Source organism: Providencia sp. PROV048 (assembly GCF_033688165.1).
Classification (GTDB): domain Bacteria; phylum Pseudomonadota; class Gammaproteobacteria; order Enterobacterales; family Enterobacteriaceae; genus Providencia; species Providencia hangzhouensis.
The window spans coordinates 2,828,870-2,855,403 of sequence record NZ_CP096360.1 but is presented as its reverse complement, the minus strand read 5'-3'; the positions used below and the strand labels follow the sequence as shown (position 1 = coordinate 2,855,403).

Below are 26,534 nucleotides of genomic sequence, written 5' to 3'. Positions count from 1 at the left end.
AGGTGCAGGACGTATGGAACTGAAATCAACACAGATTGGACAGCGTCTGGCTCAGCATCCCTACAATCGGGTTCGCTTACTCAACGCAGGTATTGAAGTGAGTGGTGAAAACCACCAATATCTTATCCCATTTAATGAACTTATCGATCTTCGTTGTAAGAGAGGGATTGTTTGGGGGGAGTTAGAATTTGAAATTGTGAATGCACAAGTTGTTCGTTTACATGGTACTGAATGGAAGCAAACTCAGCGCTTTTACCATTATTTGAATGAAAAATGGCAACAATGGAGCACTGAAATGAGTCAAATCAGTGCTAGTGTATTGACTGAATTAGTGAATTCGATTGAACAATTGACACAACAAGACAGTTGGCTAACTTTACGCCAATTGGCTGAAATAAAAGATAAAATATCACAAAACTTTTCGTCTCTGCCTATGCCTTTGGCGCGCATTTCATTATATGAAAATTGTGCAGCACAATATCACGAATGTCTGAATTGGCTGAATAGCGGTCAAGAATGCCGAAAACAAATTAATGATCACTGGTGTGAGTCTGTATTAGTTCGTTATCACGATTTTTTCCAGCAAGTAGAAACATCACCACTCAATTATTCACAGTCCTTATCTGTGATTAATGGTGAGGATAATGTATTAGTACTGGCGGGGGCTGGAAGTGGTAAAACATCAGTCCTAGTTGCAAGAGCGGGTTGGCTAATCTTGCGAGGTTTGGCAAAACCAGAACAAATTCTTTTGTTGGCTTTTGGCCGTAAAGCTGCAGATGAAATGAATGAGCGTATTCATTTACGTTTACAACAAGATATTGAAGCTAAAACTTTCCATGCGCTTGCTCTACATATCATTCGTGAAGGTAGCAAAAAATCGCCGGTGATTAGCGAGTTAGAAACAGACACTCAAAAACGACAAACACTGTTATTAAACGAATGGCGAGAACAATGTTCAGCAAAGAAAGCGCAGGCAAAAGGATGGCGAGAATGGCTTTCTGAAGAGTTGCAATGGGAAATTCCAGACGGTGAATTCTGGAAAGACGAAAAAATTAGCACTAAAGTCACTGCCCGTTTAGACCGTTGGCTAAGCTTAATGCGTATGAATGGCGGTAGCCAGAAGGACATGATTGATAATACGTCGGAAGAAATAAGAGATCTTTTTCAAAAACGTATTCGTTTAATGGCGCCGCTATTAAAAGTGTGGAAAAGCGCTTTGAAAGATGAAGGTGCAATTGATTTTTCTGGATTAATTCATCAAGCCATTAATATTTTAGAAAAAGGACGTTTTATTAGCCCATGGAAACATATTTTAGTTGATGAGTTTCAAGATATTTCACCTCTCAGGGCGAGGTTACTGCAAGCACTACGTCAGCAGAATAAGCAAACCACATTATTTGCGGTTGGAGATGATTGGCAAGCCATTTACCGGTTTAGTGGTGCAGAATTAGACTTAACGACATCGTTTGAACATAACTTTGGTATTGGGGAACTTTGCGCTTTAGACACGACTTATCGTTTTAACCAACGCATTGGTGAGGTTGCAAATCAGTTTATTTTACAAAACCCTATGCAGTTAGATAAGCCATTGAATAGTTTAACTAAAGGGAATAAAAAAACTGTTATTCTTCTTTATGAAGATGCCTTGGAACGCTTATTGGATAAAATGAGTGGTTATGTCCTTGATGATGAAACGATATTAGTACTAGCCCGCTACCATTATTTAAAACCTAATATTTTAGATAAAGCCAAAACTCGTTGGCCAAAATTAAATATTCAGTTTATGACTATTCATGCCTCAAAAGGGCAGCAAGCAGATCATGTGATAATTTGTGGTCTGAATAGCGGAAAGGATGGTTTCCCTGCTCCTGCGCGCGAATCAGTTATTGAGCAAGCATTATTGCCTAAGCCCGAAGATTTTGGTCATGCAGAAGAAAGGCGTTTGCTATATGTCGCATTAACACGGGCTAAGCAGCAAGTTTGGTTGCTTTATCACCCAGAAAAACCGTCAGAATTTGTCGATGAACTCAAGCAATTGGGCGTTCCAAAACAAAAGAAACCTTAAAGTATATTATGATCTATTAAGTGCCAGAATACTCTGGCGCTTAATATAGATAGAATTAGTTAGTTCGTTTGGTTAAATAGCTTTCGTAATCAGGAATAACGACGTCTATCGTATTATCAAAATAGGGTGAGGTGATTAAAAAATCAGCGGTTGCAGAGTTGGTTGCGACAGGAATATTCCAAACGGTGGCTAAACGTAGTAGTGCTTTAACATCTGGGTCATGAGGCACGGCATTAAGAGGGTCCCAGAAGAAAATTAATAGGTCAATTTTTTGCTCCGCAATCATTGAGCCTATTTGTTGGTCTCCCCCCATTGGGCCACTTAGCATACTCGTAACAGGCAAGCCAGTATGCTGCTGGATTAAATTGCCTGTAGTTCCTGTTGCGTATAAATTGTGAGCTTGAAGCCGTTCATTATTTTTCTTAGTCCAAGATAATAATGAAGGTTTACAGTGGTCATGGGCAACCAAAGCAATATTTTTTGAGGCTGTAATTTTACGGGTAGTTGATTCCATGATGTTCCCTTAAATAAGATGCGAGATAGACATCTTTAAAAATTGAATGAGCAAAGATATACAACATATATCATAATGCTAATGAATAGTTTATAGGTTTTGGGAGATATTTTGATGAGAGATCAAGAAATTGCTGAAATTTTAAAGCGTGTCCGGACAATCGCTTTAGTGGGAGCGAGTGATAAGGCAAATAGGCCGAGTTATGAAGTCATGGAATATCTTTTACATCAAGGCTATACCGTTATTCCTGTGAGCCCTAAATTGGCAGGTCAAACCTTGTTAGGGCAGCTAGTATACGAAAAGCTTAGTGATATACCTGGGCCTATTGATATGGTCGATGTATTTCGTAATGCAGAAGCTGCAGTAGGAGTGGCCAGAGAAGCCGTGGAAATTAAAGCTAAAGTTTTGTGGTTACAAAAAGGAGTGATTAGCGAAGAAGCACAGCAAATCGCTTTTCAGGCTGGTTTACAGTTTGTTATGGATAAATGCCCAAAACAAGAAATACCTGCTTTAGGTCTTGAAAAATAAAGTATTTCTAGCGTTAAAAAGTAAAGCAGCTAGTGAGCTGCTTTACGGTTGCGTTCATAAATAACAATATAGATATTTGAAGGTTAGTTGCGAAGGCGAGGAGCTTGCAACTGAGACCTTATGGATTCCGCTAGTTCATCCATTGATGGTTGTTCTGGATGGTCTTCTACGGTTTCATAAGTAATTTGAGCTTCAGCCAAATAAGTATGAACAGCATCCCCATTGTCATCTTCCATAACAACATGATACCAAGGTAGATCGCGTAGTGTGCTGTTAGCGGCAATATCATCATCATGTGGTTGTTCGAGCGAATACTCAGCGTCAACATCTACAACGACGCCTAAGTAGCCGAGAAGTTTGTGCCTAACTTGTTGCCCGATTCCATATTTACTGGTGATCATCATAGCGACCTCCTAAAAGCCTTGCTTATACTTCAAACTATATATGGGCAGTGCTACGCGTTTTCAAGCTAATATATGGACAATTATTAATAACGCAATACACTGTCTTTATACGCAACTATGAAAAGCAGTGCCTCATTTAGCAGATTATCTGTTCAATGAATAAAAAACAACTGTTAAAAAGAAGGTATCAATACATTATGCTCTGACAACGGAGGCTCACATGACTGCATCAGGTCGATATTTTTATATTTATGGTCGTGTTCAAGGGGTTGGGTTTCGTTACCAAACCTATCATTGGGCTAATCAGAACGGCATAAAAGGTTTTGTGTGTAACCGAGATGATGGCAGTGTTAAGCTAGCCGTTTACGGAACAGAGCAAGATATTGAATTTGTTGATGAGTGGCTAAAAGCTGGGGGACCACCGGGAGCAAAAGTAGACCATTTTTTCACAGAAAACTGGAAGACCGAGCCAATAGCGGACTTTAGTGTCCGCTATTAGTGAAAAATTAAATACATTTCACCGGTTTTGGCAGGCCAGCAAGTTTAGTGGCTTGCTTAGCTGGCCCTTTTGGAAATAGCCGGTATAGATAGCGGCTATTGCCTTTTTCTTCGCCAAATTGTTGAGAAACTGCTTTAACCAACATGCGAATAGCAGGTGAGGTATTAAATTCCAAATAGAAGTTCCTGACGAAACGGATAATCTCTAGGTGTTCATTGGTAATTTCAATATCTTCTTGCTGCGCTAGCAAAGGAATTAATTCTTCGCTCCATTGTTGGCTATCAAGCAGGTAACCTTGCGCGTCTGTTTCTATCTCTTGATTATTAAAAACCAACATACTCTTTTCAACTCAAATAAAATTAGAACGTAAATTTAGCAAAAATCGAGATATAACCCAAGTAAAGTCGTTAGAATGTCGATATTTTCACCCAACAGTATGAAAGGCGTATATTTTTAAAGCGAATGATCAAATTAGGGGTTTACATACAATGAGAGGATGTTTATAGTGCACGTCATTGCGGAGGGGTGGCCGAGCGGCTGAAGGCAGCGGTCTTGAAAACCGCCGATGGGAAACCATCCGAGAGTTCGAATCTCTCCTCCTCCGCCATCTTCACTTCTAGCAACATTTTCTAAAGTCTTCCAATTCCCTGAAGTTATACAAACAAACAAACAAGCAAACAAGCATTCCAACTAAATCCCATTATTCCAACGTCTACTATCGTCTATTGAAAACTACCCCCTTTAGGTGGTACATATGGGGGTACATTTATACCCCATGATTTGAGTACCCCCAAATGAAGCTAACCGTTAAGCAAATTGATTCCAGTAAGCCTAAAGAAAAAGACTAAAAACTATCTGATGGTGGTGGGCTGTATCTATCGGTTTAAACTAATGACGGAAAATATTGGCGGTTAATATACCGAATCGATGGTAAAGAGAAACTTTTAGCTATTGGAATTTATCCAACCGTTAAACGCCGTTTCACAATAGTTTGTGTGATGACATAAAAGCCCCGAACAGCGGGGGACGCTGCTCTGGTGGCGTATGTTAGACAATGAACGGTGAATCAATACTGTCATGAGTCAGTACAGACACAAGCAAGCCCAGTTTTTCATTACTGCATTCACGTAAAAACGCTAAATCGGTATCTAATCGGTAAGTTGCCATCAGTGTTATTCCCTAGCTTGAAAAAGAGAACACCACGATAACAACCTCACCAGGCAGGTTATGTCCGGCTATTTGGCTTTTTTTCGAGAGAAAAATGAAGGGAAATGACAGGGGGTGTCATGGATTTAATTTAACTGATTGATATTAATTTAATTATTGGGTTTCGTGTCAGTGATATATATTTGAAAAATCGTTGAGTATCAATAGGCATAAAAATACGCAAGAAGCGACATTGAACAAAATAATAACACTTGACTTAAGTTAAATTAACATAACGACCTTTGACACAGGAGGTCGTTATGAAAATGCCCGCTTCTCTATGGGTTATATTAATTGTTTTTTCCCTTTTCATGCTTATACATATAACTGGCGCTTTTTTTTACGTTTCTAGCATGTTGAGATTAAGTTCATCAGTTGATGTCTGGAGTAGCTCTGATGGGGCGTTCTTAATTATTGGGTTGACATTGTATCAACTTGTATTACCGACAGTAGAAGTTTTAACTGTGGTTTTAGTTTTAATGAAGAAAAAAATTGGAGCAGCTTTATTGAAAATTCTATGGTCAATCATAACGCTAATGTCAATTTTTTCTGCATTTAAAGGGATTAATAACGCACTCGAAGGAAATGGGTTTTCAAGCATGGCAGAGAAAACAGGCGGTGTTATAGGTGCATTATTATTACCAATCATAATGATTTTCTTGACTTATATTCTTTTTAAATCCTCTAGAGTTAAAGATTGTTTTCAGTCAGTATCAGCAAAGTAATAAAAACAAATGCGCCAACTTGAGTAGTTGGCTCATTTTGATCACCTATCAAAATATTCCACTTCGGCTTCTTCGGTTTCAGAAAGACAGCCACCGGACTTACCGATTAACGGAATACCTTGACCATAGCTAATGCATGAATATGAAGAGAGGTATAGTCAACTCTGGTATTCATTCTTCATGATAAATTAAGGAATTAAAGTTGATGAAAAGCCGTTATCAAATTCAATTTTCACCATCAAGATTGGAAGCAGAGAAAATACGAAAACTCATTCAAATGCCTGTTACTGTAGATAAGGAAAAAATGCCATACAGATTATTTACTAATCTATGGAATTTATTAGCTATAGCATCGATTGTATCGGGGATCGCCTTATTGATGATTGGGTATAAGGCTTATTCAGTTGTAGATGGTTTTTCTGGCTTAAAAAACTTAGGTCTTTTTTCTTTTTGTGGCTTAGTCAGCTCGTTAGCATGCTTGTATATAACCTTTCGAATAGAAATGCATTACTTATATAGAAATGAAGAAAAAGAACATAGCGATCCTGATTCTCTAGTCAAAGTTAAAATTAACAGGAAATACATAGACAATATGACGAGGGGCACCTTAGTCAGGTTTTTTGGCAAAATATAGAAGAATGTTATATCAGGGAAGAGTATCTGTTTATTTTTGCTTCTGATGGTGAAGGCTCTGTTATCCCTGCGAGGGTTTTAGCTGATGGCGAGTTTGATAAATTATATCAGTTTGTTATGGAACAGATTGATAACCATAAACCATGATAGATACTCAAAGTACAGTCTAGTTATTTATTATTGGACTTGTACGCCTTGACCGTAACTAATATACGTACACGATACAGATGATGTAATTATTATCGCTATGAAAAAATGATTCTATCAGAGCTAAATGAAATTAGTTTGATTTCATATGAATTTATCCACCAAGAAAATAGATATGTGCAGATTAATACACTATTAAAATAAGGAGGAAAAATTAAACTTACAAGACTTGTATGGTGATTGTGGAACTATTTTAATAAAATCAATTTGTTGTAATTACTTTTTCGATTGAAATATTTGGTTACATAGTTTATTTCTATGTACATTAGAACTTACTGGGCTTATCGCAGTTTGGTCTATTTTTTGTTCGATGATAATTCGGTTATGATTCATTTTTAGTGTTTTTCTGAAATTATATAGCGATATTTCAACCCGTTTACGCTAAGTCACTTATCCTAGGGAGATACAAAAAGGCCGCTAGGTTTACAGTCTATCCATAAGCTTTTATTATCCTTAACTCAAATCTTACCGTGCGCACTGGCTGAGATGACGGAAATTAACAGTTAATTATATTTATTTAACTCAATTTGTCATTCTTGATAAAGGATATCGCTATGCCAACTCCATGCTATATTTCCATTGAAGGAAAAACCCAAGGCAACATCACTGCCGGTGCATTTACTGCTGATTCTGTGGGTAACATCTATGTACAAGGTCATGAAGACCAAATGTTAGTGCAAGAATTTTCTCACGTTGTGACTGTGCCGACAGACCCACAATCCGGCCAACCTTCAGGTCAGCGTGCACACAAGCCGTTCCGTTTTACCGTGGCGTTAAATAAAGCCGTTCCGCTGCTGTATAACGCGTTAGCGTCGGGCGAAATGCTGCCGAAAGTGGAACTGAAATGGTACCGCACCTCAGTGGAAGGTAAACAAGAGCATTTCTTCACCACCACACTGACCGATGCAACCATCGTCAATATTGACTGCCAAATGCCTCACTGCCAAGACCCTGCGAAAGCCGATTTCACGCAGTTAATCGAAGTCTCTCTGTCTTACCGCAAAGTGGACTGGGAGCACACGGTTGCAGGCACATCGGGTGCTGATGACTGGCGCGCACCGCTCGAAGCGTAATACCTTTTTGACGGGCTCTTTTGGGCTCGTCATCGCTTTTATTTCGTTCCCCGCTTCTTATCCATTTTGTCATGGAGACTAGTGATGTTTAGCAAAGACCCCAAAAAAACCACCATTGACCCCGTTTCTATTGTCAAAGATGAAGCGGTAAATCAAGTTAAAAATAAAGTGCAATCTAAAGTCAATGAGTTGGTGTCCAGTAAAGTGCAAAAAGCGGCAGCATTAGCCCAGCAAGGAGGGGCTTTGGTATCAACAGCGGCATCTATGGCAACTCAGGCGACATCCCAATTGAACAGTGTAGCCAATAACCCGCTTATCCATGGCGGTGGATTTGGTGGTGGATTAAAACTTGGTGGTGGGCAAACTTTTTCAGAAAGTCAGGCATTACAAGCCGCTCACGGGGCATTGTTAGATGCACTAGGCATGGGAAGTCTGGAAAGTGGCTTGGTGTTTACATGCTCAATTGCTGGGCTACCCGATGAAACTTTTCAAGTTACCGAATTTAATTTAACGGAAGGGTTGTCTTCGTTATTTTCCCTTTCAATTAGTGCTGTTAGTGCCTTACCGTTTATTGATTTTCAGAAACACCTTGGCGTCGCCTCTTCTTTAACAGTCAAGCGTGATGGTGCCCAAGTCCGTAAAGTGAATGGCATTTTAGCAGGGGCGGTTCAAGGGAATACGGATGGCGTAAAAACGTGGTATCACTTTGATATTCGTCCAGAAATGTGGGTGATGACCCTGAATCAAGATAGTCGTATTTTTCAAAATCAAAACGTACCGACCATATTAAAAACCTTGCTGGATGAAGCGCATGTGAAGTCGGACTGCAAGTTTTACCGTGATGACTTACATCCCAAACGTATTTACACCACCCAAAAGCGAGAATCCGCCTTTGATTTTTGGTGTCGTCTCGCCTTTGAGGAAGGGATTAACTTTTGGTTTGAAGAAAACCAATTGTTTTACAGTGACGAACACATGGGGATGACGGCGGGAATTAACCTGATGTATAACCCGCAAGCGGATACGGATATCAGCGACAGTACCGCCATGACATGGCAGTACGGTGAATACTTGTGTGTGGATGAAACCATTCATAAAGACAATAATTTCATTCGCCCTTCCTACCCACTTCAACATGAAAATAAATTGGAAAAGGGTGGGCAGCACAGCATCTTTGAAAGTTACGGCCGTTTTCAATTGGATGAAGAGGGCAAACCACTCACCCAAATTCGTTTTGAACAGTTACGTAATGGGAGCAAGGTGGGTAGTGCCACAACAAACTGCTTTGCCTTGATGCCGGGTAAAATCTTTACCTTATCAAATCATCCACACCTCCCGATGAATGACAGCTGGCAAGTCATTAGCGTGAGCCATCATGGTGTTCAACCTCTGGCAGACAATGGTGGCGGAGAAGGTACTCAGTTGTCGAACAGTGTTTCTTTTATCCCTGGCACGCAAGAGTGGCGGCCACCTTATCGTTATAAACCAACCGCGGATGGTGATGAAGTTGCGACTGTCGTGGGCCCTCCGGGTGAAGAAATCTATGTCAATGAACATGGTGCGGTGAAAGTCCATTTTCACTGGGACAGACGTGGAGAGCCTGACCACAGTGCCTCGTGCTGGGTGCGTGTTGCAATGGGCTGGAGCGGCGGCGGCTATGGTTTCTCTGCGGTGCCACGCATCGGAACGGTCGTTCAGATTAGTTACCTCAATGGAGATATTGATAGGCCGATTATCACGGGCTGTACTTATGATGGTCGCAATGCGACCCCAATCAGTTTTCCTGAAAATAAAACCCGTACCACATTTCGGACGAAAACCCATAAAGGGGACGGGTTTAACGAGCTGCGCTTTGAGGATGAAAACGGCAAACAGGAAGTGTTTATTCATGCCCAGAAGGACATGAATACTAAAGTGTTGAATGACCGGACTACGCATGTGTTGGCTGATCATTTAGAGGTGGTTGAAAAAAATCAAATGGTCAAAGTGACCCTAAACCAAGATGAAGAAGTGGGTGAAAGTAAAAAATTGCACGTCAATGAAAATTATCAACAAAGGGTTGGTGCGAATAAGACGTCGATAGTCAAGGAAAATATCCAATATGTTGCGGGCGATTCATTTGAAATAGTGTGTGGAAAATCGATATTGCGAATGGATAAAGACGGATATATTCGTATTCAGGGTCATGAAGTTATTATTGAAACGTCAGGTGATCAGTTCCTTAAAGCTAATGGCGATATTACATTTAAAGCTAAAACTATTTTAGGTAATTAGTCATGACAAAATTATCCATAACCAATGAAATACGACCAAATGATCCATCACTTCTAGATGAAATCATTGAACAAACAGAACCTCTTTCTTTGGCTGAAGAGCAAGCAAGACTTCCATCGATTCAATTAGCTCGGCTTGTTAGCTACAGTGAGAAAAGTGTATTTATTGTATTAAATGAGATTGATACACCTATTTTAGCGTTGAGTTTAGCGCCGATAGTGGAGTCAGACATAGGTAAAATTTGTGCAATTCAATTTATCAATGGTAATAAGCAGAACCCACTAATCATGGGGCTGATCCAACAAAACAATCATTCGATGATATTGCCAGAAACTCCGTTAAATAACATGATGTTTTCGTCTCCAGAGCATGGGCAGTTACATATTCAAGCAAGTGAATCTATTACATTACAGTGTGGTGAGTCGAGTTTAACTCTTACTGCGGATGGTTTTGTGCAAATAAAAGCGCTTTATATTGATAACTATGCTTCAGCAACGAACCGTATTAAGGGCGGTTCAGTGCAAGTTAATTGAAGGGGACTAGGAATATGGAGTTGATAAATAACGCTAAACATACGACGGCTAAAGCGACAGTGATGATTGATAAAGCGGGATTTGAATATCTGGTTGTGGTGATGAAAGCTAGCTACCATTTACCTGATGATAATCAACTTGCACGTCCAATTATTCCTCCTAAAGCACTGGCTTATACGGATACATATACTGGTGAAGTGGGAACTTCTGTTCCTCTTTATGATGCTGACTTTGTCTTAAGAAAGCATAAGTGTGATGTGATCTTTAATGCTAACGCGTTTGCACCGAATGCCGAACCGACTCAGCATTTAATGGTATCGGTACAGGTCGGTGAAATGAAAAAAAGTCTCTCTGTCATTGGTTACCGACAGTGGCAACAGGGAACTGAACATTATACGGCAGGTGATGTGACTCCGTTTACAACCGTTCCTTTACATTATGGTTTTGCTTTTGGTGGGCAGTATCATTTCCAAGATGAGATGATCTCTCACTCTATTAATCCATTAGGAAGAGGTTATTTTTCTTTAGAAAAACCGAATGGGGAGATGATGATGCCCCAATTAGAAAACCCAAAAGAACTAGTCGATGCACCTGATAATGATGTTAAGCCTATTGCCCTCTCAGTATTACCCCGCCATTACGGGGAGCGTGTGAAATACGCGGGAACTTTCGATGATAAATGGCGTAATGAAACGGCACCGTTTCTACCGGATGATTTTGATGAATGTTATTTCCAATCTGTACCAGATGACCAACAGATTGATTTTCCTGTCGGTAATGAAGTGATTACGTTAACCAATATACATCCGACTCGTCCAGAAATTCATTTCAAGCTTCCAAGGTTAAATAATGTCCCCGTACGATTATATCAGCGTGATGGCGAGGTAGTATTGCTAACACCTAAGGTAGATACCCTCTATTTTGAACCCGAAAAGAATTATTTCTCTGTTATTTGGCGTTGTCATCATCAGATCCGTACTATTCAAGATGTTGAACAAGTGCTTGTAGGGCCATTATTAGATAGTTACGTATCTCGCCAAGCACCAGTGTCGACATGTCGGGGGTAAGATGAAAGATAAACCATATTTGTCAATTATTTCTGCTGGACTATGTACCCCTGTGGGAACGGACCTATTTTCTGCTACCGCGGCTATTCGAGCGGGGCTAGACCATTTCCGGGAAACTCATTTTCGAGACACACTAAATCACCCAATCATTGGCTCTCTGTTATATGACTGCCAAATATGGGGACCTGCACGATTTATTGCTTTAATTAACGATGTCATTGAGCAATCACTAAAAACCATCACGGTAGATAAAGAACACATTGTAGTGTGTTTATTATTACCGGAAGAAGATAGGCCAGGAATGTTCCCTCAATGGCTTAAGATGATTTCAGAGACAGTCTTACATCCTTTTCATACTAACTCGATAGCATTTAACCGAGGTAAAGCCGGGATCGGTGAAGCCCTGCCTTTTGTACAGGAAATATTGTCAACTCAAACAGCTGACGTGGCATTACTAATTGGGTGCGATAGCTATTTTAACGCAGAAACTATTCGCCATTATATGGACACACATCGGTTATTACACTCAGAAAACAGAGATGGTTTTATTCCTGGGGAAGGTGCAGCCTCAGTCGCCTTGACATTAGCAGACAATAGGCACAGTCATGTAAATATTCTTGGTTTTGATACTCAGCTAGAAGCGGCACATATTCTTCAAACTAAATTACCCTTAAGAGTAAAAAGTTTATCAGAGGCAATTGAGCATGCTTGCCAAGGCTCATATCTTTCATTAAGTGATACTCAATTTCACATTAGCGACGCTAATGGCGAATCTTTTTATTTTAAAGAAATATCGTTGGCAACAACTCGTACGTTAAAAGAAAAAGTTGCACATTATCCTCATTATTTAATTGCTAAAAGCCTAGGTGAAACAGGAGCAGCAAGCAGTGTGATGATGTTGGCAACCTTGTTTGAATGGATGAAACATCTAGAAGGACCCGGAGATAGCGGATTGGTGATATCTAGCGCAGATAGCGGGGAAAGAACGGCGATTATTTTACAATATCAAGAGGTTAAATAGATGGATACACGTGTCTATGTTAATGATCGAGAAGCATGCTCTAAGGCATCTGATGGCGTATCAACGGCCGCATTTCCAGACCCTTGCTGGTCTCCAGGGCCAAGTGTAGTTCCTTATCCAAATACGTCAAAAGCGGATGCGTTATCAAATGGCACCGCAACGGTGTTTATTCAAAATACCATGGTAGCCCAGGAAGATCGTTCATTTTTTTCTACTAGTACTGGCGATGAACCTGCCACTTATGGGTTAGCTAAAGGGGTGATGACGGGAGTAATCAAAGGTAAGGCTTATTTCCGTTCATGGTCATTGAATGTGAAATTTGAAGGATATGGCGTTGCCCGCCATCAAGATTTAATGACACACAACCATGGTTCTTTTCCGTCTAATACACCGACTTTTCCTTATGTTTCCCGCGGTGTTTTTGGGGGATTAAAAGCGTGTGATAAAGAAAATACGCAAGTTGAAAAACGTTGTGAGCCGGATAAAGATAATTCAGAGACACAGCAAACGCTCAAAAAAGAGAGCAAGCTCAGAAAAGCTTTAGCAAAAAAAAAGCAACGACAAAATAAAAAGAACAGCAAAAAATGGCATTGGACGGATGACCATTGTGCTGGGCTTGAAATAAAAGTATCAGGAAATACCCCTGAAGAAATGCAGGAAATGGCGAAAGAATACATGGATGATATGTCTGAGTCGATACAGACATTAAAGAGTGAGTTGGATTACGTTAATGCATTAAAAAGTAAGCTAACGGACATGGCTGAAAATGCAGCAATGAAAGCCTTGGGGAAAGTAGGGGCGAAAGCAGTTGCAAAACAAGCTGTGGGTAGTGCTGTTCCAGCGTGGGGAAATGCGGCAATGGCCATTTGGACATTGGGCGACCTTGCTTATTCTGGCTTTGAGATTAGTTCTATTAAATCAGCGGCTGAAGAAGGGCTTGAGCAAATCAAAGTGTTATCCGAAAAAGCCGAAGACATCAAGAAATTGATGAAAGAAGCGGAGAGTTATAAAAATCTGTCACCTGAAGAACAAATAAAAAGAGCCCAAAAGTTAGCCGAAGACACGCAAGAAATATTAGCCTCATTAAATGCATGCGCACGGGCAAGAAAATGCAATTTAGTGCCCTATTCTGTAAAAAATGCCATTAAGGGGGCTAGAGGGAGTAAAACGGAGCCGGCCAACAACGGCGGGTGTTGCAAAGGGCAAACGGGGCATCATTTAATTTATTCCAATATGATAAAAGACGCCTGTCCAAATTATGATGCGTCAATTGCCCCAACTGTTTGTGTCGAAGGAACTTCTTGGCATGGTGGAAGCCATGGGCGTATTCATACGGCGATGGATGATGAACTTAGCCGCTTAGTTAAAAATAATAAATTAGATAATAATACACTGAGTATGGATCAGGCGATTGATGCGGCGGTACGTTCCCACAAAAAAACATTTCCATATGCCAACTGTTCTAATCATTGCATAAGAGAACAACTTAAGGGCTACTACTTGCCGATGTGTAAGAATGCACGATTGCCTGCCAAAGACTCTCGAGGTAATCCAATAACAGTTGAAAAAGAGAGGGAAAGATAATGAGTTATGTTACTAAAGAACATTGGGCTAAATATATCAAAGGGTATATTTTTACTGGATGTGCAATCCGAGATAAAAATATCGTGTATTTTTGCTTACGCAAAGATGTTCCCTATGAAAAAGCCAGAAATCTCTGGAATAGTGAAATACCTTCACAGTTGTTATGTATTTATTTAGATACACCAGATGACCCGATTGATTATATTAGATTTGAGGGGTTTGATAGTCCTAAAGTGGGAGTTTGTTTCAAACCAAAAGAACAAGGGATGCTTGCTTCTAGAGGGGATGATGGGTTTGTAAAATCTATGGGTAGTGGTTCTAAGTTTCCCTTAGAAAAGGTCATGGAAGGTGATTTTGCAAATCCTAAAAATATCAAATGCATTGAAGGTTATGCCTATTATGTCGGCTCTGCACGTGAAATTTATAAACGTGTCGACATTGGAAAATGGGTGCGACTTCAAAAAGGTATTCCAGGTGGAGAAACAGATACCGATATGGGATTCACGGATCTTGATGGTTTTTCAGAGCAAGATATGTATGCCGTTGGCGGTGAAGGGGATGTCTGGCACTATGATGGTGAACAATGGATCCCCTGTGGCTTTCCCTCCAATGAACAATTAAGCGCAGTGCTGTGCGCCCCAGATGGTTATGTGTATATCGGTGGTGAAGGCGGCAGCCTATGGCGTGGCCGTCAATTCCAATGGGAAAAATTGTACCACGGGGGCTCGACGATTTTACTGAATCAACTGCGCTGGTTTGAAGATAAAGTCTGGGCTTGTGATGACTATCGTTTACAGTGTTGGGACGGCAATGAAATGGTACGCCCGATGGATGGTGATGAATCTGTTCTTCTGTCTGGCCATATGGATGTGCGTGACGGCATTTTAGTGGTAGCGGGTGATTATAGTGTAGACCTGTATGATGGAACGGTATGGCATAAGATTGTTAGGCCTTATAGTTAATAAAACATGTTTAGTAGATAAAAATATGTCAACAGTAATCTCTATTGATTTTCTAAATCCAACTCCGATTATTCGGCAGCATCTGAATAATGCGACGTTTTATTATAAAACGCTACATGAAAGCCGTTATTCTTCATTAATTAATGTAGAGCGATTTAATCACTTTAATGCACTATTAAACGCGAACCTTGACGGTTTATATCATGCCGGGCAGCTTGGTTTACATGAAGCATTGTCCGCATTAAAACGTTGGAAAGGTTATGAGGATGCCTTTATTTATGCTTCGCTTTTTAATGAGTTAGATAATGAGAAAGACGTTGATAATTTTTGGCGAACGATAAAAACATTAGGCTTTGATGCATTTATTGGTGCTATAGATGCTCTAGTTCGGGTGGAAATCACATCTAGAAATGCGCAATTAGCAATACTTAAAGATATTGATTTATTTATGTTTTATATCGCGCTATTGAAAATAAAAGCATATGATGCTGAGGTTATTCAATACGAAACGTTTTTACAGTATTTAAGTTCCCCATCAAAAGAGGTCAAAATAGCGCTATGTGACTATACGAAAAATATGGGACTAAATAGCGTATCTGAAGACCTATGGCAGCTCTTTAATCATGAAACAGACCTTACAATAAAATATGCCGCTATAGAGGCAATTAGTTGGCTTTCAGATGACTATAATCGTATTTATTCCGCATTAATTCAACTCATTCAGTTGTATTTAAATGAAAATAGCTTAAAAGGAAGTAAAGGTTTAATTCATTCACAAATAATAGAGAATATCGCTAGATTGATGGGTTATACATCTTCTATGCTTGATGGAGTTGTATTATCAGAACAAATACAATTACTGCCTGATTACTTAAAGATTGTTTATTATGCTAATTCCGGTAATACCGCTTATCTTCAAAATCTTATTGGTTATCTTGATGTCCCTGAATTATCGCGCTTAGCATTTAAAGGTATTTGTTTGATTACAGGCATTGATGTGAATTCACCTGAATTGACATTTGCCTCTGTAGAACAGACCGAATTAGCGGTTGATAGCCGAGTTCGTTTTCTTTCATCAAGTGTTAATCAAGTTAATCAAGAAGCAGTAAAAAGGACAGTACTATCACTGAATTTTAAAGGGAAAGTACTTTTAGGTAAAACTATTTCTATTTCTCATTGTGAGGCGGTTATTCAAAATGGTTGTCAGCTTGAAAGACATATAGCAAATTGGCACTTATTTCATCTGAGTAATAAAATTAAATACAATAATATTTGTTACTTTAATCGAATAAATATAAGGAGTAGAGGTGATTAATTATCCAGATTTAAATAAAGATAATATTCGTTATCAATCAGCCTTTGGAAAAAAACTGGTGATAAGCTTTTGTGCTTCTTGGTGCCATAATTGTGAATCATGGAAAGACACTTTCACACTTTTGTCTGAAAGATTTGTTGATGATTGTTTTATTTGGATTGATATCGATGAATATCCTGAATTAGTGAGTGAAATTGATCTAGATGTAATTCCGGTGGTACTGATACAAAAGAAACAAAATATTCATTTTTTAGGTCCCATTAGGCCAGGACTAGACGCCATCATAAGTATCTTAAACTCAGATAAAGTGATGGATGTTGAGTTTGATCCTGGCGTAAGAGAGTATTTAAGTGCACCTGATTTCCAACAGAGAACACCGTATTAATATGGTTATCAGGATACCTTGCCTTACTGTAAATCAAACAATTTAATAAAAGTAACGATAGAATTAGAAGTCTGCCGAGGAAAAGGAAAATAAGATGCGCGATGAAGCTTTTGAATTATTTGTTGAAAAATTTGGAGAAGCCACTATATCTCGTTTTGTTTCTGAGGAAGAAATCGATAAGTGGCGAGGAAAGTTACCTGAATTACTCTTAACTTATTGGCACAATGAAGGATGGAGTAGTTATTATAATGGATTATTTACAATTGTAGATCCTGATGACTATGAGGATATTGTCGATGAGTGGTTGGAAAACACTTATTTAGAGGAAATTGATAGTTTTCATGCGATTGCTATTAATGGATTTGGGAATATCTATTTATGCGGTGAAAGAACTGGCCAGTGTGTAGTTATTAATACGGCATTTAATACTCTATTTGTACAAACTAAAGAATTGAAAAAACAGCATACTGAAAAAAGTTTAAACATTAGTATAGAGACTCTATTTGCATTTTCTAAGATAGATAGACATAGTAAAGAAGGTCTTTTTGAAAAAGCGGTAAAAAAACTTGGGCCTCTTGGTGATAATGAAATATTTGGTTTTGAACCTGCGATTATTTTAGGTGGGGAACTTGATATTAAACATATCCAAAAAGTCGATGCACGTATTCATTTGTCTATTTTAGCCCAATTGGCTGAACCAGAAATTAATGAAATTAATATTTAGATTCAAAGAGAAAATATAATGAGAGATCTTTACTTCGCATCAATAATCGATAGTCTTGGTGAAGCAACAACTTCTCGTTATGTTTCACCTGAATATATTGTGAGATGGAAAACTATTTTACCCGATAACTTACTTAATTGTTGGGTAAATGAAGGCTGGAGTCGTTATCAATATGGTCTTTTTTCTTTAGTTGAAAAATATGGGGGATTAAATGAAAATGAAATTTATTGCTTTGATCCCATTATCCAAAAACTAGAAACATTAAATTTTAATGCATCTAACAAAGTAAATGCTATTGATTATTTATTAGAATTAAGGAAAATAATTACACCTGTAATCAAGTTTATCTAAAATATCATTCTTATTTTCTATGATATATTTACTGAAATAATATAAATTAAATAATAGACTGAGTTCTTGTGATTGTGAGCTGAATAATGAGTTTGGGCAAGAATACCTTAGCCGCAGTGAGGCGGGTTTTATGAATTCTAACCATTAAACAGAGATAGGATTATTAGCCCTTTACAACAGCGAATCACTGCAACCTTGAAACTTTAAAAGCAGGCAGCGTTGCCTTATAAGTTCATAGGGCGGGGATGCAATTGAAGCGTTTTTGCGCCACACTTTCTATGCTCCCCTTTACTATATTGAGATAGTCTTTGGGATACTTTAATTAGTTACTCATTAAGAGAGATAATTAAATCATTGACTTATGTCCTTTTAGGGGGGATGGGGATAAATGCCACATTGTTTTTTTCTCATCATTCAGTGTCACAGACATCTCTAATAACATATTTTCAGATAGGCAAAATGGAAAAAAGTGATAGAGATGAGTGGTAAATACAAAGGCCTCACCTTCGCTTTCATATTGGGCGTTATCAAGTAGTAGAGATAAAGATAAACACCGGTAGGGTTTACCTTTTAAGATATGGTCATATAAATGTGTTTTCAGCTCAATGAGCCCAGATAATAATCGCTCACATCTTCGTGTCACTTGCCTATCAGTATCTCGATAGAGAATATAATCAGCAATTAAGTGTTTTACGCTTTCTAATGACATTAGCATTGAGGCATTAGCACTGTAATGGGATAATAATTGCCAAAAATGGTGGTTATTAACGATGGGAGGATAGCAAGGTGACAATAATGTGATATTTCCTGTTTTAATTCCGTCAGGCATTTTTTCACTGTGTTGGTTTAATAAGCCAATTTCGTTTTTTTGGTTACGTTCAAAGCCTATATAAACACATGAAAAATGTAAGCTGGGCGGTGTTACCATAGGGGCGCCTTTATTATCAAAAAAGTTTAAATAATAAAGAGTATGCCCCGTGATATTTTTCTCCATCGTTAAGGAGTAAAAAAGGGTTTTATGGTATTGAGGCATAAGGCGTGAAGATGCCGTTAATTCTGTCGTAGGATAAAAATGACAATATATGCCTCTCTCTTGTTCATGTGGCTCAAGTGAAAGTTGAATTTCAAAGAGGTCAGCCAAGTAGTGATGGCTAGGGATAGGAAGTAAATAACTTGATTTATTTTCTTTAAAATCAATTAGCAGGGTGTGTTGTGCTTCGGTATCCATTGCCGGAGCACAGTTTAAATAAAAGCTATTTTCACATTCCTCTTGTGTCAAAGGAAGCTGTTGATTGAAATAGATGTTAACTGTAAAACGCCTTTCTTGCTCCCAATCTAACTCAGTGACAACTTGGGGAATATTGAGCTCAACAAAATGATGAACATGAGGTAAATAAAGGCCTTCCAATAATTGCTGTGGAGCGCTGAGTGATGCATTTTCTTGTGGGAATATTTTATAGGGTTTTCCGATTTTGGGCTCGAAAGCGTAGTTAAGTGGATCTCCCTCATAGCGAATATGATTATGGACGACTTCAATTTTTTCAAAATACTGGCTAAATGCGAGTAGTAAGGTTTCTGATGTTTTTTTATTGGCTCCTAAAAAAACATCAAGTGAACTTGTTGAATGAAATTTAGTTTCACCTCGATACTGTAATTCAAGTGAAATACAAGAACGATTTGGGTGCTGAATCACTTTTCTAGCGAGAAGGCTATAGGGTGCTACGACGAATTCATGACAAAAACTAAAGCGAGCCCCATTATTACCTAAGACAAGATGGTCTTTATTTATCTCTACTGGAAAAGAAAGCAATTCACTTTGGTCAATTTGTACAATAGTCGTTGCTGGAAGCCCTTTTATAGCTTGGGAGTCTAGTCGTTGCAGTAGGGGCAATGTAATTTCAGGAAATGCATCGTCAATTTTATCCTGTAAACGCGCAGATAAAAAAGCAAACCCTTCTAATAGGTAGCTTGTTTGCGGATCTTGAGGATCTAATACATCAGCTAAATGTGGCTTTTTATCTGCATATTCACTGTATAGCTTTTGTAAGTATTGCTTTTCTTTAATATATTTTATTTCACTCATGACTTAATCCAAAAGATGAATATGAGCTGGGTTTTAAACCTTTTTGCTCTGCTTGTTTTTGTAATTCATAGTAACGAGCTAATAATCCATTAATTTTATTATCAATATTGATGAGTGTGGCAGGGGGAACCGGCTGCCCATTTTTAATTTGTAGCGATAATTGACGGAGCTTTTCTTCAATAGGCTCCACTTTATTGTGCTGTTTTTGAATGTCATAGATGGCAGTTTTTAAATAGGATAATGTAAAACTACCTCGGTTTTTTTCTTGTTGAATAATTTTATTTGAAAGTTGCTGCAACAACATTGCTGTTTCAGACCAACTATCATTAATAGGCATATTTTCTAAACGCGCCTCATATTGGTTTTGCCAATTTCGGCTGAAGTAAGCCTGATCAGCATCCGCAGGCCAATAAGATTTTGCTTTTTCTTGCATGTTCTCGATCAGTTTCAAGTTAGCGAGAGGGGAACGCTTTTCGAGCAAAGCTAAATGATATTCATAGGTATTTATTTCGGGTTTAAATAACCATTTGGCAACAGCACCTTCAGGAATGGACGTTATAGCCTCCATCTCATGTTTAAAATAAACATAGGCGCTAAATCCACTGACTAAAAAGAGTGCACTACTGAGCACACAACCCCATATAAAACCACGGGTAGCGCTCATTTTTTTAGTTGTTACTGTTAATGTTGATGCGGGCTCTGGGGGTTCAAAAATAAATGTTGGTGATGGTTGCTCTACCTGTTTAGCAGGTTGTTGGATATACACTAAAGGCGGGAGCGTGACAGATTCGGATGTAGTCTGTTTTGCATATTCTTCCTGTTTTTCAAGTTGTTTGGCTAAATTTTGAAAGAACCATAACAAGTTTTCAATTTTAGGCAGTTTTTCCCACGTTGTTTTAGCCAGTTTATCAATGATTAATTGTAGCGCGCGTTCTGAGCGGTAAACCAAACGGAGGTCTTTTGTTTCATAGGTTTGCTGGCGTAGCAGGGCGCTAGCCTTTGTATTAAACCAGTTGAGTGCTTCTGTTCGTTGATTCGGTTTTTCAGGCCATAACGCATCCCAATGAGTAACAATAACACTCGCTAATAATTCGCAGCCTTCAGTAAAGCCACTGAGTCCATGGCGTTGTAGTCGTGCAATTGTGTAATAAGCACCGCTTTGTAGGTCAATACCATGATTTTTAAAAAGAGACAAACAAAGTGATTCAATAAGCGTCCAACTGACCTCCGGACGTGCAGGATGACTTAACTTGTTAAATTCTGTTTTAAGAGCAATAAATTCAGGAGTATCTAAAGGGGAGCTCCCGATTTTAATGACTAAATGTTCTGATTTCATCTCGTTGAATATCCTATGCCCCCACATAAAGTGGAGGCAATCACATTAATAAAGGGTTTCAGGTAAACGGAACTTTGTGAATAATCCTCCGAAGAAAGGATTATTAGACTCATCAACCAGAACTCGATAAGTCATATCCCCACTATCAATCGTGAAACGAATATCGAATGAATTGGATTTGATATTCATTAACTTCGCACTGTCGACTAAGCGCATTTGTGCCCACGGTCCTGAGAAACTAATTGAACGAGGCGATTTATCGCCGGAAAGCGGAACTAGAGTCAGTTTACTTTCAATATTTGAACGCATCGAGTTTGGCCAAACGAGATGCGTGACATGGCTGCGGCTATGGGCATAATCAATAAGCTGACCGTCAAGATTTAAGATACTACGGCGTTTATTGCCACTTAATGAAAGGGGTTCAACTGCAAATTGTGCTTCTAAATTACCTTGTGCATTAAAGAAGGTTTCTCTTATGCGATTTGCAGTTTCTATTTGCGCTAAAACATCAGAACGGATCAGTGATTGACTATCCTTATTATCGACTAAGTTATTTTCAACAAATAAACGTAAGTTCTGTTGATAGAAGCTATCGAGTGTGCCATTAGGTTTAAAGAAGCGTTCGAACTCACTTAATGGAACATCTTGTTTTGAGTTTGGATTAAACGGATAGCGACCAGCAATATAGGTATTATATTGTTTTACAACATTTTCATTCCATTCAACTTCCATATGTCGAATAGCTTCTTTCTGGACAACATTCCAGGCTTGTTCTGCAAGTTCATCTACCCAACGATTGAGCGGTTCAGGCAATGTTTTAGCCATTTGTGATAGTTCAAATATGGCATCTTTATTATTATCATTGAGTCGCATGGAAACTGCTTTAAGTGCCGCTTTGCCCGGTACTGGAGAGTTTTGTATTCCCAACAAATATCGATGCAAATCATTCAATTTTTGATTGAGATTCTGTAAGTTTTCTCCTTGATTACTGACCAGTATTTCTGTTTGGGGTGTGAATTCTCTATCTAAACGTGTTAATAAACGGTAAGAAGGTTCTGCCATCGAGGCTTTTTGTTTCTCAATAGGTAAGTTTTCATCAATGGATGGAATGACCGTATTATCACGCAAAACTTGTAAGGCACGACGCAAAGGCTGCTCTCCGCTGATGATTTGTTCAAGAGCGATGATTTCATCTTGGATTGAGTCAAATTCACGAATTTCTAAATTACTCATTCCGTTACGCCATTGAGCGATATAATCACTGATATATTGCTCACTGATTTGACGTTGAATTTCTTTACGGTCATTCTCACTATATTGGGTATTTGATGTGAGATTGAGCACCCAAGCATCAAGCAACGTGAGTTCAACTAATTTGTCATTTTGGCGAATAAAATAGTTTAATAATCCTGAACGTGTTAAAAACTGTGGGATTTCTAATTTATCCTCATCAATAGCGGTAAAAACAGTATTAAAACTTGGGCCTATCTGATATTGCAAATTTAAAGGCGCTGAAAGTTCTTGGTTGGCTTTTAGCCGTAATGCCTGGTACACACGTTGATAAAGCGATAACACACTGAGTTCTTTCTGGGCATTTTTAATGGGGGTCGCAAAAGGCGTGAAGGCCTTAATCGCAGTCATCAGACCGTTGTCTCGTTCCGCTTTCCAATCCGTGTGTTCAAGCGCATAACGTAAGTGTGCTTTTAATAGCATTTGTTTTTCACGTTGCCCAGTGAAGAGATGGCTCCAATAATTCGCCATAAAGTCTTCAACCATGCCATTATTGCGCCCTGTTTTATCTTCTAACATGCGCATAATGCGTAAAATTTCGAGTTTATCTTCACTGCCCTTATCTGCATTATTAAGTTCAATTAAAAGCCCTGACATAATTGCGGGTAAGAAACGTTCGGTCAGTAATTGCAGATAAACTTGCTCAACTTGTGGGCCGACTTTTTGGCCTTGATACAGCCCCATATCAGAAAACAGCGCATTTTTATCGCGGTGGTTCCCATAGGCAAGTGTCGCTTCACGCAATGGGTTGAGGACGGGAAGTTGTAAGCTACCATCAGTATCTTTTTGGACGTTATTATCTATCGTTCTAAAGGCTTTAACCTCATTAAGCACACTCTCACCGGCGCGGTAGTTTTTATCATAATAGTGATTCCAACCACTCCAAAGCGCAATTAAACCGGCAAAACTGGCCAGTGTTGTGACTAAGAGACGAGAACGGTGTTTTTTGACCCAATATTGATTTTCAGCTGCTAAATTGGGCTCACTGAAAAGGACTTGGTCAAATAAATTATGTGTAAAGTAAGGGTGGCTATCATTGATTGGCCAAGTTGTTAGTGGGGCTGTCGGTAAATGGTATTGCACGGATGCCGTTTGGCTAAAGACATCGTCTATTTGGCCAATCTGTAATGCAGAGGTGAGATAAACACCCCTTAAACAAATGTTATGTTGTTCGTTATTAATCAACAGTGCATTAATTAATGTTATAACGTGGCTCTGTAACCCTTCTATTTGACGTACAAAGCTGAATAAATCACTACGTTGATTACCTTCTGCTCGTTGTAGCATCATTTCAGGTAGTGCGCTATTCATTTGGTTAACCCACTGTAACCAGAAGTGCGTTAAACCCGTCTTCCAATCTTTTTGAGATTTAAGGTCGAAAGAAACACCCAATACTTGGTTACGTTGTTGCGCATCCAATGACTGGTACATTGAATCGAAACCACGTAGTAAATCGAGCTTCGTTAATACGATATATAATGGTAGTTGACTATTAAAAGTCATTCTAATTTCTTCAATACGCATTTGCAGGTCGGCAATCAATTGGCTATTTTGCTCTTTCGTATTGGTGAGTAGGGATAAGGTCTCTACCGTTAAAATAATCCCGTTCATGGGTTGTCTTGAGCGATTAGTCTTTATCCAATTAAGTAACTCTTCCCACAACCGATGATAGAGTTGAGGTTTCTCATTATGTTCATTTGGTTGAGTCAATAGCTTGCCGTTAGGAACAAAAAGAACGGCACTATCCGTCAACAAGCACTCAATATTTAAAGGCAGCTTTTGTTCATTAACGATATTGTCACTTGGCGCGATATCCAATGGATTCAGCGTATTTTTCAATAAGCTATGTTTTCCGCTTTGGTTTGCACCTAAAACAAAATACCAAGGGCGCAAATAAACAGCCTTAGAATGGCCATTTAAGTGACGAGTAAATTGAGATTTCCAATAGTCTAAATAACGATTTTGGAAGTCAATATCCTGCCTAACGGGGTCAACAACGGTTAACTCAACATCGAGTTTTAACGCTTCAAGTTTTTTTACTCGACGCCATGTAACTAAACCTATCCAACTGACGACAAGCAAAATAATAATTAGCGTAGCAAGCCAGCGTGAGGTGAGTGTACTAAATGGCATTGAGTCTTGATAAGTGAATGTCGGCCCCCACCACCAAATCCACACAATGACGAGCGCAGGGAGTAACGCTAATAAAAATAGGAAAAAGGAGGCAATTTTTGGCCTATCAGCAAAAAACAGTTTTTTTACCGAATTGGTTATGTTTGAAATGGAGAAAAACGGTAATTTCATTATTGTAGATCCCTATCCATAGTCATTGTTGTTTCTGGTATTTTGTCTGTTTTTTGAACGAGTTGTCTTACGAGGCTGGGTTCCCAATCCTTGAGTGAAAAGTGTAAAGTAGCGGTATAAAGTTGCTGATATAAGTGGGCCGCCATATAGCCCATTCCTGAGAGCTCGAATAGTTGCGCTGACAATAATTGCCCATAAAATTTATCTCTAGGCTCTATTGCAGCTACAAGGCTTGATTCAATGAGCTTCAATGCGGCTTCAAGCCCTTGTTGTTCATAGCACAGTAAAACGTCTTGCTGTAATAATGTGGTATTTGAATGAAATAATTGGCCACTCTCTGTTTTGCGACAATCTTCTAACCATTCTTTCACGCTGTCGGGGACGAAAGGGCTCATATCAGAAAAATGCAAGTTGACGAGGTTTGGAAGGCGAGCTAAAAAAAGACGTAACTCTTCTGCGATACCATCCGCGACTTCTGAATAACCCAGTTTAGCTGCTGCTTGTGCTGCGAGCATGTGGCCTTCTAGCCAATAAGGCGATAGTGATAAGCTTTGCTCTATATTATTTAATAGGGAGTTTGATGGTTGAGAAAGTTGGGCTCTGTAATCCATTATGCGATCCATCGAAACCGGCGCTAATGGGGTTTTACCTTGACGATCGGCTTGGGGCAACATTGTAATGGAATGCCAGATAGCATAACGTCGTAAGCGATAACCAACTGAACTTTCAGGCATTTGTAAACAAATAACTTCTGAAACTTGGAGTAGCGTTTGCTTCCATTGTCTTTCGTCATGCTGATTTATATTGATTGCTGGCATGACAAAGCTATTTGCTGGTGGTTGTACAGTTTCAGTAATAGGCATTGCGGCTTCTTTTGGCGCTGAAGCTAACACTATGGGCTGTTCGCTTTCTTCAATTCGCTGATAACCTCGACTCAATGCATCAATTTGTTCAGAAAGTTCGGGGCTCTGTTCATGCCAAGATTGCGCTAAATAGGCAAAAGAGCCCAGAATATCATCACGCATTTTGCTATTAGCAGAACGGCAAAAAATATCGTTTACTGACTCGAAGCGTTTTATAATTTGGTTCGCTAAGCGTAGCTTGAGCTTAATATTCGTTGGATAGCAGACATGCCAATACTGGCGCGTAAAATCAGAAAGGATCTGCGCTGCTAAAACTAATTCTTTAGGTTCACCTGCATGCTGTAAGGTACGTAATAAGTGCACGATTAAGCGGAAATCCTTTGTCTGTGTTTCAAGCAACCGCAAACACCGACGTTGAATTTCTTTAACATCTAATTGGCTGTGACTGAGAGAGCCGAATTTTATCATTTCACTATCGATATACTCCCAGTCGGGGTCACTATCGTTCACAGCACTACACACCAGCTGTTCATCAAGATGGGCAAGTAACTGTTCTTTCCAAGAATAAGGGGTATTGTTTGTCATTAT

The 26,534-nt window shown here is 39.0% G+C and carries 25 protein-coding genes, 1 tRNA gene and 1 pseudogene; 19 read left to right on the top strand and 8 right to left on the bottom strand.

Annotation, left to right across the window (positions count from 1 at the left end; genetic code table 11):
• The first annotated feature begins 13 nt into the window (after window positions 1-13).
• A complete protein-coding gene (gene helD, locus M1F26_RS12675; RefSeq protein WP_140170767.1) occupies window positions 14-2,065 on the top strand; it encodes a DNA helicase IV in 2,052 nt (683 codons plus the stop codon).
• Between the two features lie 55 nt (window positions 2,066-2,120).
• Here helD and M1F26_RS12670 read toward each other — a convergent pair whose 3' ends face one another.
• Window positions 2,121-2,579: a methylglyoxal synthase gene (locus tag M1F26_RS12670; RefSeq protein ID WP_140170766.1), complete on the bottom strand. Its 459-nt coding sequence runs from the start codon at window positions 2,577-2,579 to the stop codon at window positions 2,121-2,123.
• A 114-nt stretch (window positions 2,580-2,693) separates the two neighbouring features.
• Here M1F26_RS12670 and M1F26_RS12665 point away from each other — a divergent pair, with 114 nt between their 5' ends.
• The gene (locus M1F26_RS12665; RefSeq protein WP_140170765.1) at window positions 2,694-3,107 is read left to right on the top strand and encodes a CoA-binding protein; all 414 of its coding nucleotides are present in this window, start codon (window positions 2,694-2,696) and stop codon (window positions 3,105-3,107) included.
• An 83-nt stretch (window positions 3,108-3,190) separates the two neighbouring features.
• On the opposite strand, the gene hspQ is transcribed toward M1F26_RS12665, so the two are convergent.
• Window positions 3,191-3,511 (bottom strand): heat shock protein HspQ, encoded by a 321-nt coding sequence (gene hspQ, locus M1F26_RS12660; protein ID WP_004256095.1) that lies wholly within the window; start codon window positions 3,509-3,511, stop codon window positions 3,191-3,193.
• A 220-nt stretch (window positions 3,512-3,731) separates the two neighbouring features.
• On the opposite strand from hspQ, the gene M1F26_RS12655 reads away from it, so the two are divergent.
• Entirely contained in the window at window positions 3,732-4,010 is a 279-nt protein-coding gene (locus M1F26_RS12655; RefSeq protein ID WP_004256093.1) for an acylphosphatase, read from the top strand.
• A gap of 7 nt (window positions 4,011-4,017) precedes the next feature.
• On the opposite strand, the gene M1F26_RS12650 is transcribed toward M1F26_RS12655, so the two are convergent.
• Window positions 4,018-4,347 (bottom strand): TusE/DsrC/DsvC family sulfur relay protein, encoded by a 330-nt coding sequence (locus M1F26_RS12650; RefSeq protein ID WP_004256090.1) that lies wholly within the window; start codon window positions 4,345-4,347, stop codon window positions 4,018-4,020.
• A 182-nt stretch (window positions 4,348-4,529) separates the two neighbouring features.
• Between M1F26_RS12650 and M1F26_RS12645 the strand changes: the two genes are divergently transcribed.
• Both M1F26_RS12645 and M1F26_RS12640 read left to right on the top strand, forming a co-directional pair.
• Window positions 4,530-4,617: transfer RNA gene (locus M1F26_RS12645), tRNA-Ser, on the top strand.
• Window positions 4,618-4,804: 187 nt separating this feature from the next.
• A pseudogene (locus tag M1F26_RS12640) lies at window positions 4,805-4,981 on the top strand (Arm DNA-binding domain-containing protein); the annotation flags it as partial.
• 76 nt (window positions 4,982-5,057) lie between these two features.
• Here M1F26_RS12640 and M1F26_RS12635 read toward each other — a convergent pair.
• Window positions 5,058-5,177 (bottom strand): DUF3944 domain-containing protein, encoded by a 120-nt coding sequence (locus tag M1F26_RS12635; protein ID WP_377145485.1) that lies wholly within the window; start codon window positions 5,175-5,177, stop codon window positions 5,058-5,060.
• Between the two features lie 299 nt (window positions 5,178-5,476).
• Between M1F26_RS12635 and M1F26_RS12630 the strand changes: the two genes are divergently transcribed.
• From M1F26_RS12630 to M1F26_RS12565, 14 genes are all read left to right on the top strand, one after another.
• On the top strand, window positions 5,477-5,941 hold the full coding sequence (locus tag M1F26_RS12630) for a hypothetical protein (protein ID WP_140170764.1): 465 nt from the start codon (window positions 5,477-5,479) through the stop codon (window positions 5,939-5,941).
• 205 nt (window positions 5,942-6,146) lie between these two features.
• Window positions 6,147-6,575 carry a hypothetical protein gene (locus tag M1F26_RS12625; RefSeq protein ID WP_227528819.1) on the top strand — a complete coding sequence of 143 codons (429 nt, stop codon included), beginning with the start codon at window positions 6,147-6,149 and terminating at the stop codon, window positions 6,573-6,575.
• Entirely contained in the window at window positions 6,521-6,721 is a 201-nt protein-coding gene (locus tag M1F26_RS12620) for a YcxB family protein (RefSeq protein WP_227528986.1), read from the top strand. Before M1F26_RS12625 ends, M1F26_RS12620 begins: the two co-directional genes overlap by 55 nt.
• Before the next feature lie 614 nt (window positions 6,722-7,335).
• Window positions 7,336-7,854: an Hcp family type VI secretion system effector gene (locus M1F26_RS12615; protein ID WP_004250011.1), complete on the top strand. Its 519-nt coding sequence runs from the start codon at window positions 7,336-7,338 to the stop codon at window positions 7,852-7,854.
• Between the two features lie 84 nt (window positions 7,855-7,938).
• Window positions 7,939-10,128, top strand: a complete 2,190-nt coding sequence (locus tag M1F26_RS12610) for a type VI secretion system Vgr family protein (RefSeq protein ID WP_140170763.1) — start codon at window positions 7,939-7,941, stop codon at window positions 10,126-10,128.
• Between the two features lie 2 nt (window positions 10,129-10,130).
• On the top strand, window positions 10,131-10,661 hold the full coding sequence (locus M1F26_RS12605) for a DUF6484 domain-containing protein (protein WP_140170762.1): 531 nt from the start codon (window positions 10,131-10,133) through the stop codon (window positions 10,659-10,661).
• A gap of 14 nt (window positions 10,662-10,675) precedes the next feature.
• Window positions 10,676-11,728: a DUF2169 domain-containing protein gene (locus M1F26_RS12600; protein WP_094960738.1), complete on the top strand. Its 1,053-nt coding sequence runs from the start codon at window positions 10,676-10,678 to the stop codon at window positions 11,726-11,728.
• Between the two features lies 1 nt (window position 11,729).
• Entirely contained in the window at window positions 11,730-12,749 is a 1,020-nt protein-coding gene (locus tag M1F26_RS12595) for a 3-oxoacyl-ACP synthase (protein WP_140170761.1), read from the top strand.
• Window positions 12,750-14,333, top strand: coding sequence for a PAAR-like domain-containing protein (locus M1F26_RS12590; RefSeq protein ID WP_140170760.1), 1,584 nt, complete (start codon window positions 12,750-12,752; stop codon window positions 14,331-14,333). It abuts the gene before it with no gap.
• The gene (locus M1F26_RS12585; protein WP_094960741.1) at window positions 14,333-15,295 is read left to right on the top strand and encodes a hypothetical protein; all 963 of its coding nucleotides are present in this window, start codon (window positions 14,333-14,335) and stop codon (window positions 15,293-15,295) included. Before M1F26_RS12590 ends, M1F26_RS12585 begins: the two co-directional genes overlap by 1 nt.
• A 25-nt stretch (window positions 15,296-15,320) precedes the next feature.
• On the top strand, window positions 15,321-16,610 hold the full coding sequence (locus M1F26_RS12580) for a HEAT repeat domain-containing protein (RefSeq protein ID WP_140170759.1): 1,290 nt from the start codon (window positions 15,321-15,323) through the stop codon (window positions 16,608-16,610).
• Window positions 16,603-16,995 carry a thioredoxin family protein gene (locus M1F26_RS12575; RefSeq protein WP_094960742.1) on the top strand — a complete coding sequence of 131 codons (393 nt, stop codon included), beginning with the start codon at window positions 16,603-16,605 and terminating at the stop codon, window positions 16,993-16,995. The genes M1F26_RS12580 and M1F26_RS12575 overlap by 8 nt, the downstream gene beginning before the upstream one ends.
• Before the next feature lie 94 nt (window positions 16,996-17,089).
• Window positions 17,090-17,719 (top strand): GAD-like domain-containing protein, encoded by a 630-nt coding sequence (locus M1F26_RS12570; RefSeq protein ID WP_140170758.1) that lies wholly within the window; start codon window positions 17,090-17,092, stop codon window positions 17,717-17,719.
• Window positions 17,720-17,737: 18 nt separating this feature from the next.
• Window positions 17,738-18,070 (top strand): GAD-like domain-containing protein, encoded by a 333-nt coding sequence (locus M1F26_RS12565; protein ID WP_094960744.1) that lies wholly within the window; start codon window positions 17,738-17,740, stop codon window positions 18,068-18,070.
• A gap of 346 nt (window positions 18,071-18,416) precedes the next feature.
• Here the strand turns inward: M1F26_RS12565 and M1F26_RS12560 are convergent, their stop codons facing one another.
• Genes M1F26_RS12560 through tssA form a run of 4 tightly spaced genes read right to left on the bottom strand, consistent with a single transcriptional unit; the run spans window position 18,417 to window position 26,531 of the window.
• Window positions 18,417-20,153: a type VI secretion system baseplate subunit TssF gene (locus M1F26_RS12560; RefSeq protein ID WP_140170757.1), complete on the bottom strand. Its 1,737-nt coding sequence runs from the start codon at window positions 20,151-20,153 to the stop codon at window positions 18,417-18,419.
• On the bottom strand, window positions 20,146-21,489 hold the full coding sequence (locus tag M1F26_RS12555) for a VasL domain-containing protein (RefSeq protein ID WP_227528818.1): 1,344 nt from the start codon (window positions 21,487-21,489) through the stop codon (window positions 20,146-20,148). Before M1F26_RS12555 ends, M1F26_RS12560 begins: the two co-directional genes overlap by 8 nt.
• Before the next feature lie 45 nt (window positions 21,490-21,534).
• The gene (tssM, locus tag M1F26_RS12550) at window positions 21,535-25,083 is read right to left on the bottom strand and encodes a type VI secretion system membrane subunit TssM (protein ID WP_140170756.1); all 3,549 of its coding nucleotides are present in this window, start codon (window positions 25,081-25,083) and stop codon (window positions 21,535-21,537) included.
• Window positions 25,083-26,531, bottom strand: a complete 1,449-nt coding sequence (tssA, locus tag M1F26_RS12545; protein ID WP_140170755.1) for a type VI secretion system protein TssA — start codon at window positions 26,529-26,531, stop codon at window positions 25,083-25,085. The genes tssM and tssA overlap by 1 nt, the downstream gene beginning before the upstream one ends.
• Between the last annotated feature and the right edge of the window lie 3 nt (window positions 26,532-26,534).

Excerpts from the sequence above, each read along its gene's own strand:
- helD (WP_140170767.1), top strand. The coding sequence starts at position 14 with ATGGAACTGAAATCAACACAGATTGGACAGCGTCTGGCTCAGCATCCC.
- M1F26_RS12670 (WP_140170766.1), bottom strand. The coding sequence starts at position 2,579 with ATGGAATCAACTACCCGTAAAATTACAGCCTCAAAAAATATTGCTTTG.
- M1F26_RS12665 (WP_140170765.1), top strand. The coding sequence starts at position 2,694 with ATGAGAGATCAAGAAATTGCTGAAATTTTAAAGCGTGTCCGGACAATC.
- hspQ (WP_004256095.1), bottom strand. The coding sequence starts at position 3,511 with ATGATGATCACCAGTAAATATGGAATCGGGCAACAAGTTAGGCACAAA.
- M1F26_RS12655 (WP_004256093.1), top strand. The coding sequence starts at position 3,732 with ATGACTGCATCAGGTCGATATTTTTATATTTATGGTCGTGTTCAAGGG.
- M1F26_RS12650 (WP_004256090.1), bottom strand. The coding sequence starts at position 4,347 with ATGTTGGTTTTTAATAATCAAGAGATAGAAACAGACGCGCAAGGTTAC.
- M1F26_RS12635 (WP_377145485.1), bottom strand. The coding sequence starts at position 5,177 with ATGGCAACTTACCGATTAGATACCGATTTAGCGTTTTTACGTGAATGC.
- M1F26_RS12630 (WP_140170764.1), top strand. The coding sequence starts at position 5,477 with ATGAAAATGCCCGCTTCTCTATGGGTTATATTAATTGTTTTTTCCCTT.
- M1F26_RS12625 (WP_227528819.1), top strand. The coding sequence starts at position 6,147 with ATGAAAAGCCGTTATCAAATTCAATTTTCACCATCAAGATTGGAAGCA.
- M1F26_RS12615 (WP_004250011.1), top strand. The coding sequence starts at position 7,336 with ATGCCAACTCCATGCTATATTTCCATTGAAGGAAAAACCCAAGGCAAC.
- M1F26_RS12610 (WP_140170763.1), top strand. The coding sequence starts at position 7,939 with ATGTTTAGCAAAGACCCCAAAAAAACCACCATTGACCCCGTTTCTATT.
- M1F26_RS12605 (WP_140170762.1), top strand. The coding sequence starts at position 10,131 with ATGACAAAATTATCCATAACCAATGAAATACGACCAAATGATCCATCA.
- M1F26_RS12600 (WP_094960738.1), top strand. The coding sequence starts at position 10,676 with ATGGAGTTGATAAATAACGCTAAACATACGACGGCTAAAGCGACAGTG.
- M1F26_RS12595 (WP_140170761.1), top strand. The coding sequence starts at position 11,730 with ATGAAAGATAAACCATATTTGTCAATTATTTCTGCTGGACTATGTACC.
- M1F26_RS12590 (WP_140170760.1), top strand. The coding sequence starts at position 12,750 with ATGGATACACGTGTCTATGTTAATGATCGAGAAGCATGCTCTAAGGCA.
- M1F26_RS12585 (WP_094960741.1), top strand. The coding sequence starts at position 14,333 with ATGAGTTATGTTACTAAAGAACATTGGGCTAAATATATCAAAGGGTAT.
- M1F26_RS12580 (WP_140170759.1), top strand. The coding sequence starts at position 15,321 with ATGTCAACAGTAATCTCTATTGATTTTCTAAATCCAACTCCGATTATT.
- M1F26_RS12570 (WP_140170758.1), top strand. The coding sequence starts at position 17,090 with ATGCGCGATGAAGCTTTTGAATTATTTGTTGAAAAATTTGGAGAAGCC.
- M1F26_RS12565 (WP_094960744.1), top strand. The coding sequence starts at position 17,738 with ATGAGAGATCTTTACTTCGCATCAATAATCGATAGTCTTGGTGAAGCA.
- M1F26_RS12560 (WP_140170757.1), bottom strand. The coding sequence starts at position 20,153 with ATGAGTGAAATAAAATATATTAAAGAAAAGCAATACTTACAAAAGCTA.
- M1F26_RS12555 (WP_227528818.1), bottom strand. The coding sequence starts at position 21,489 with ATGAAATCAGAACATTTAGTCATTAAAATCGGGAGCTCCCCTTTAGAT.
- tssM (WP_140170756.1), bottom strand. The coding sequence starts at position 25,083 with ATGAAATTACCGTTTTTCTCCATTTCAAACATAACCAATTCGGTAAAA.
- tssA (WP_140170755.1), bottom strand. The coding sequence starts at position 26,531 with ATGACAAACAATACCCCTTATTCTTGGAAAGAACAGTTACTTGCCCAT.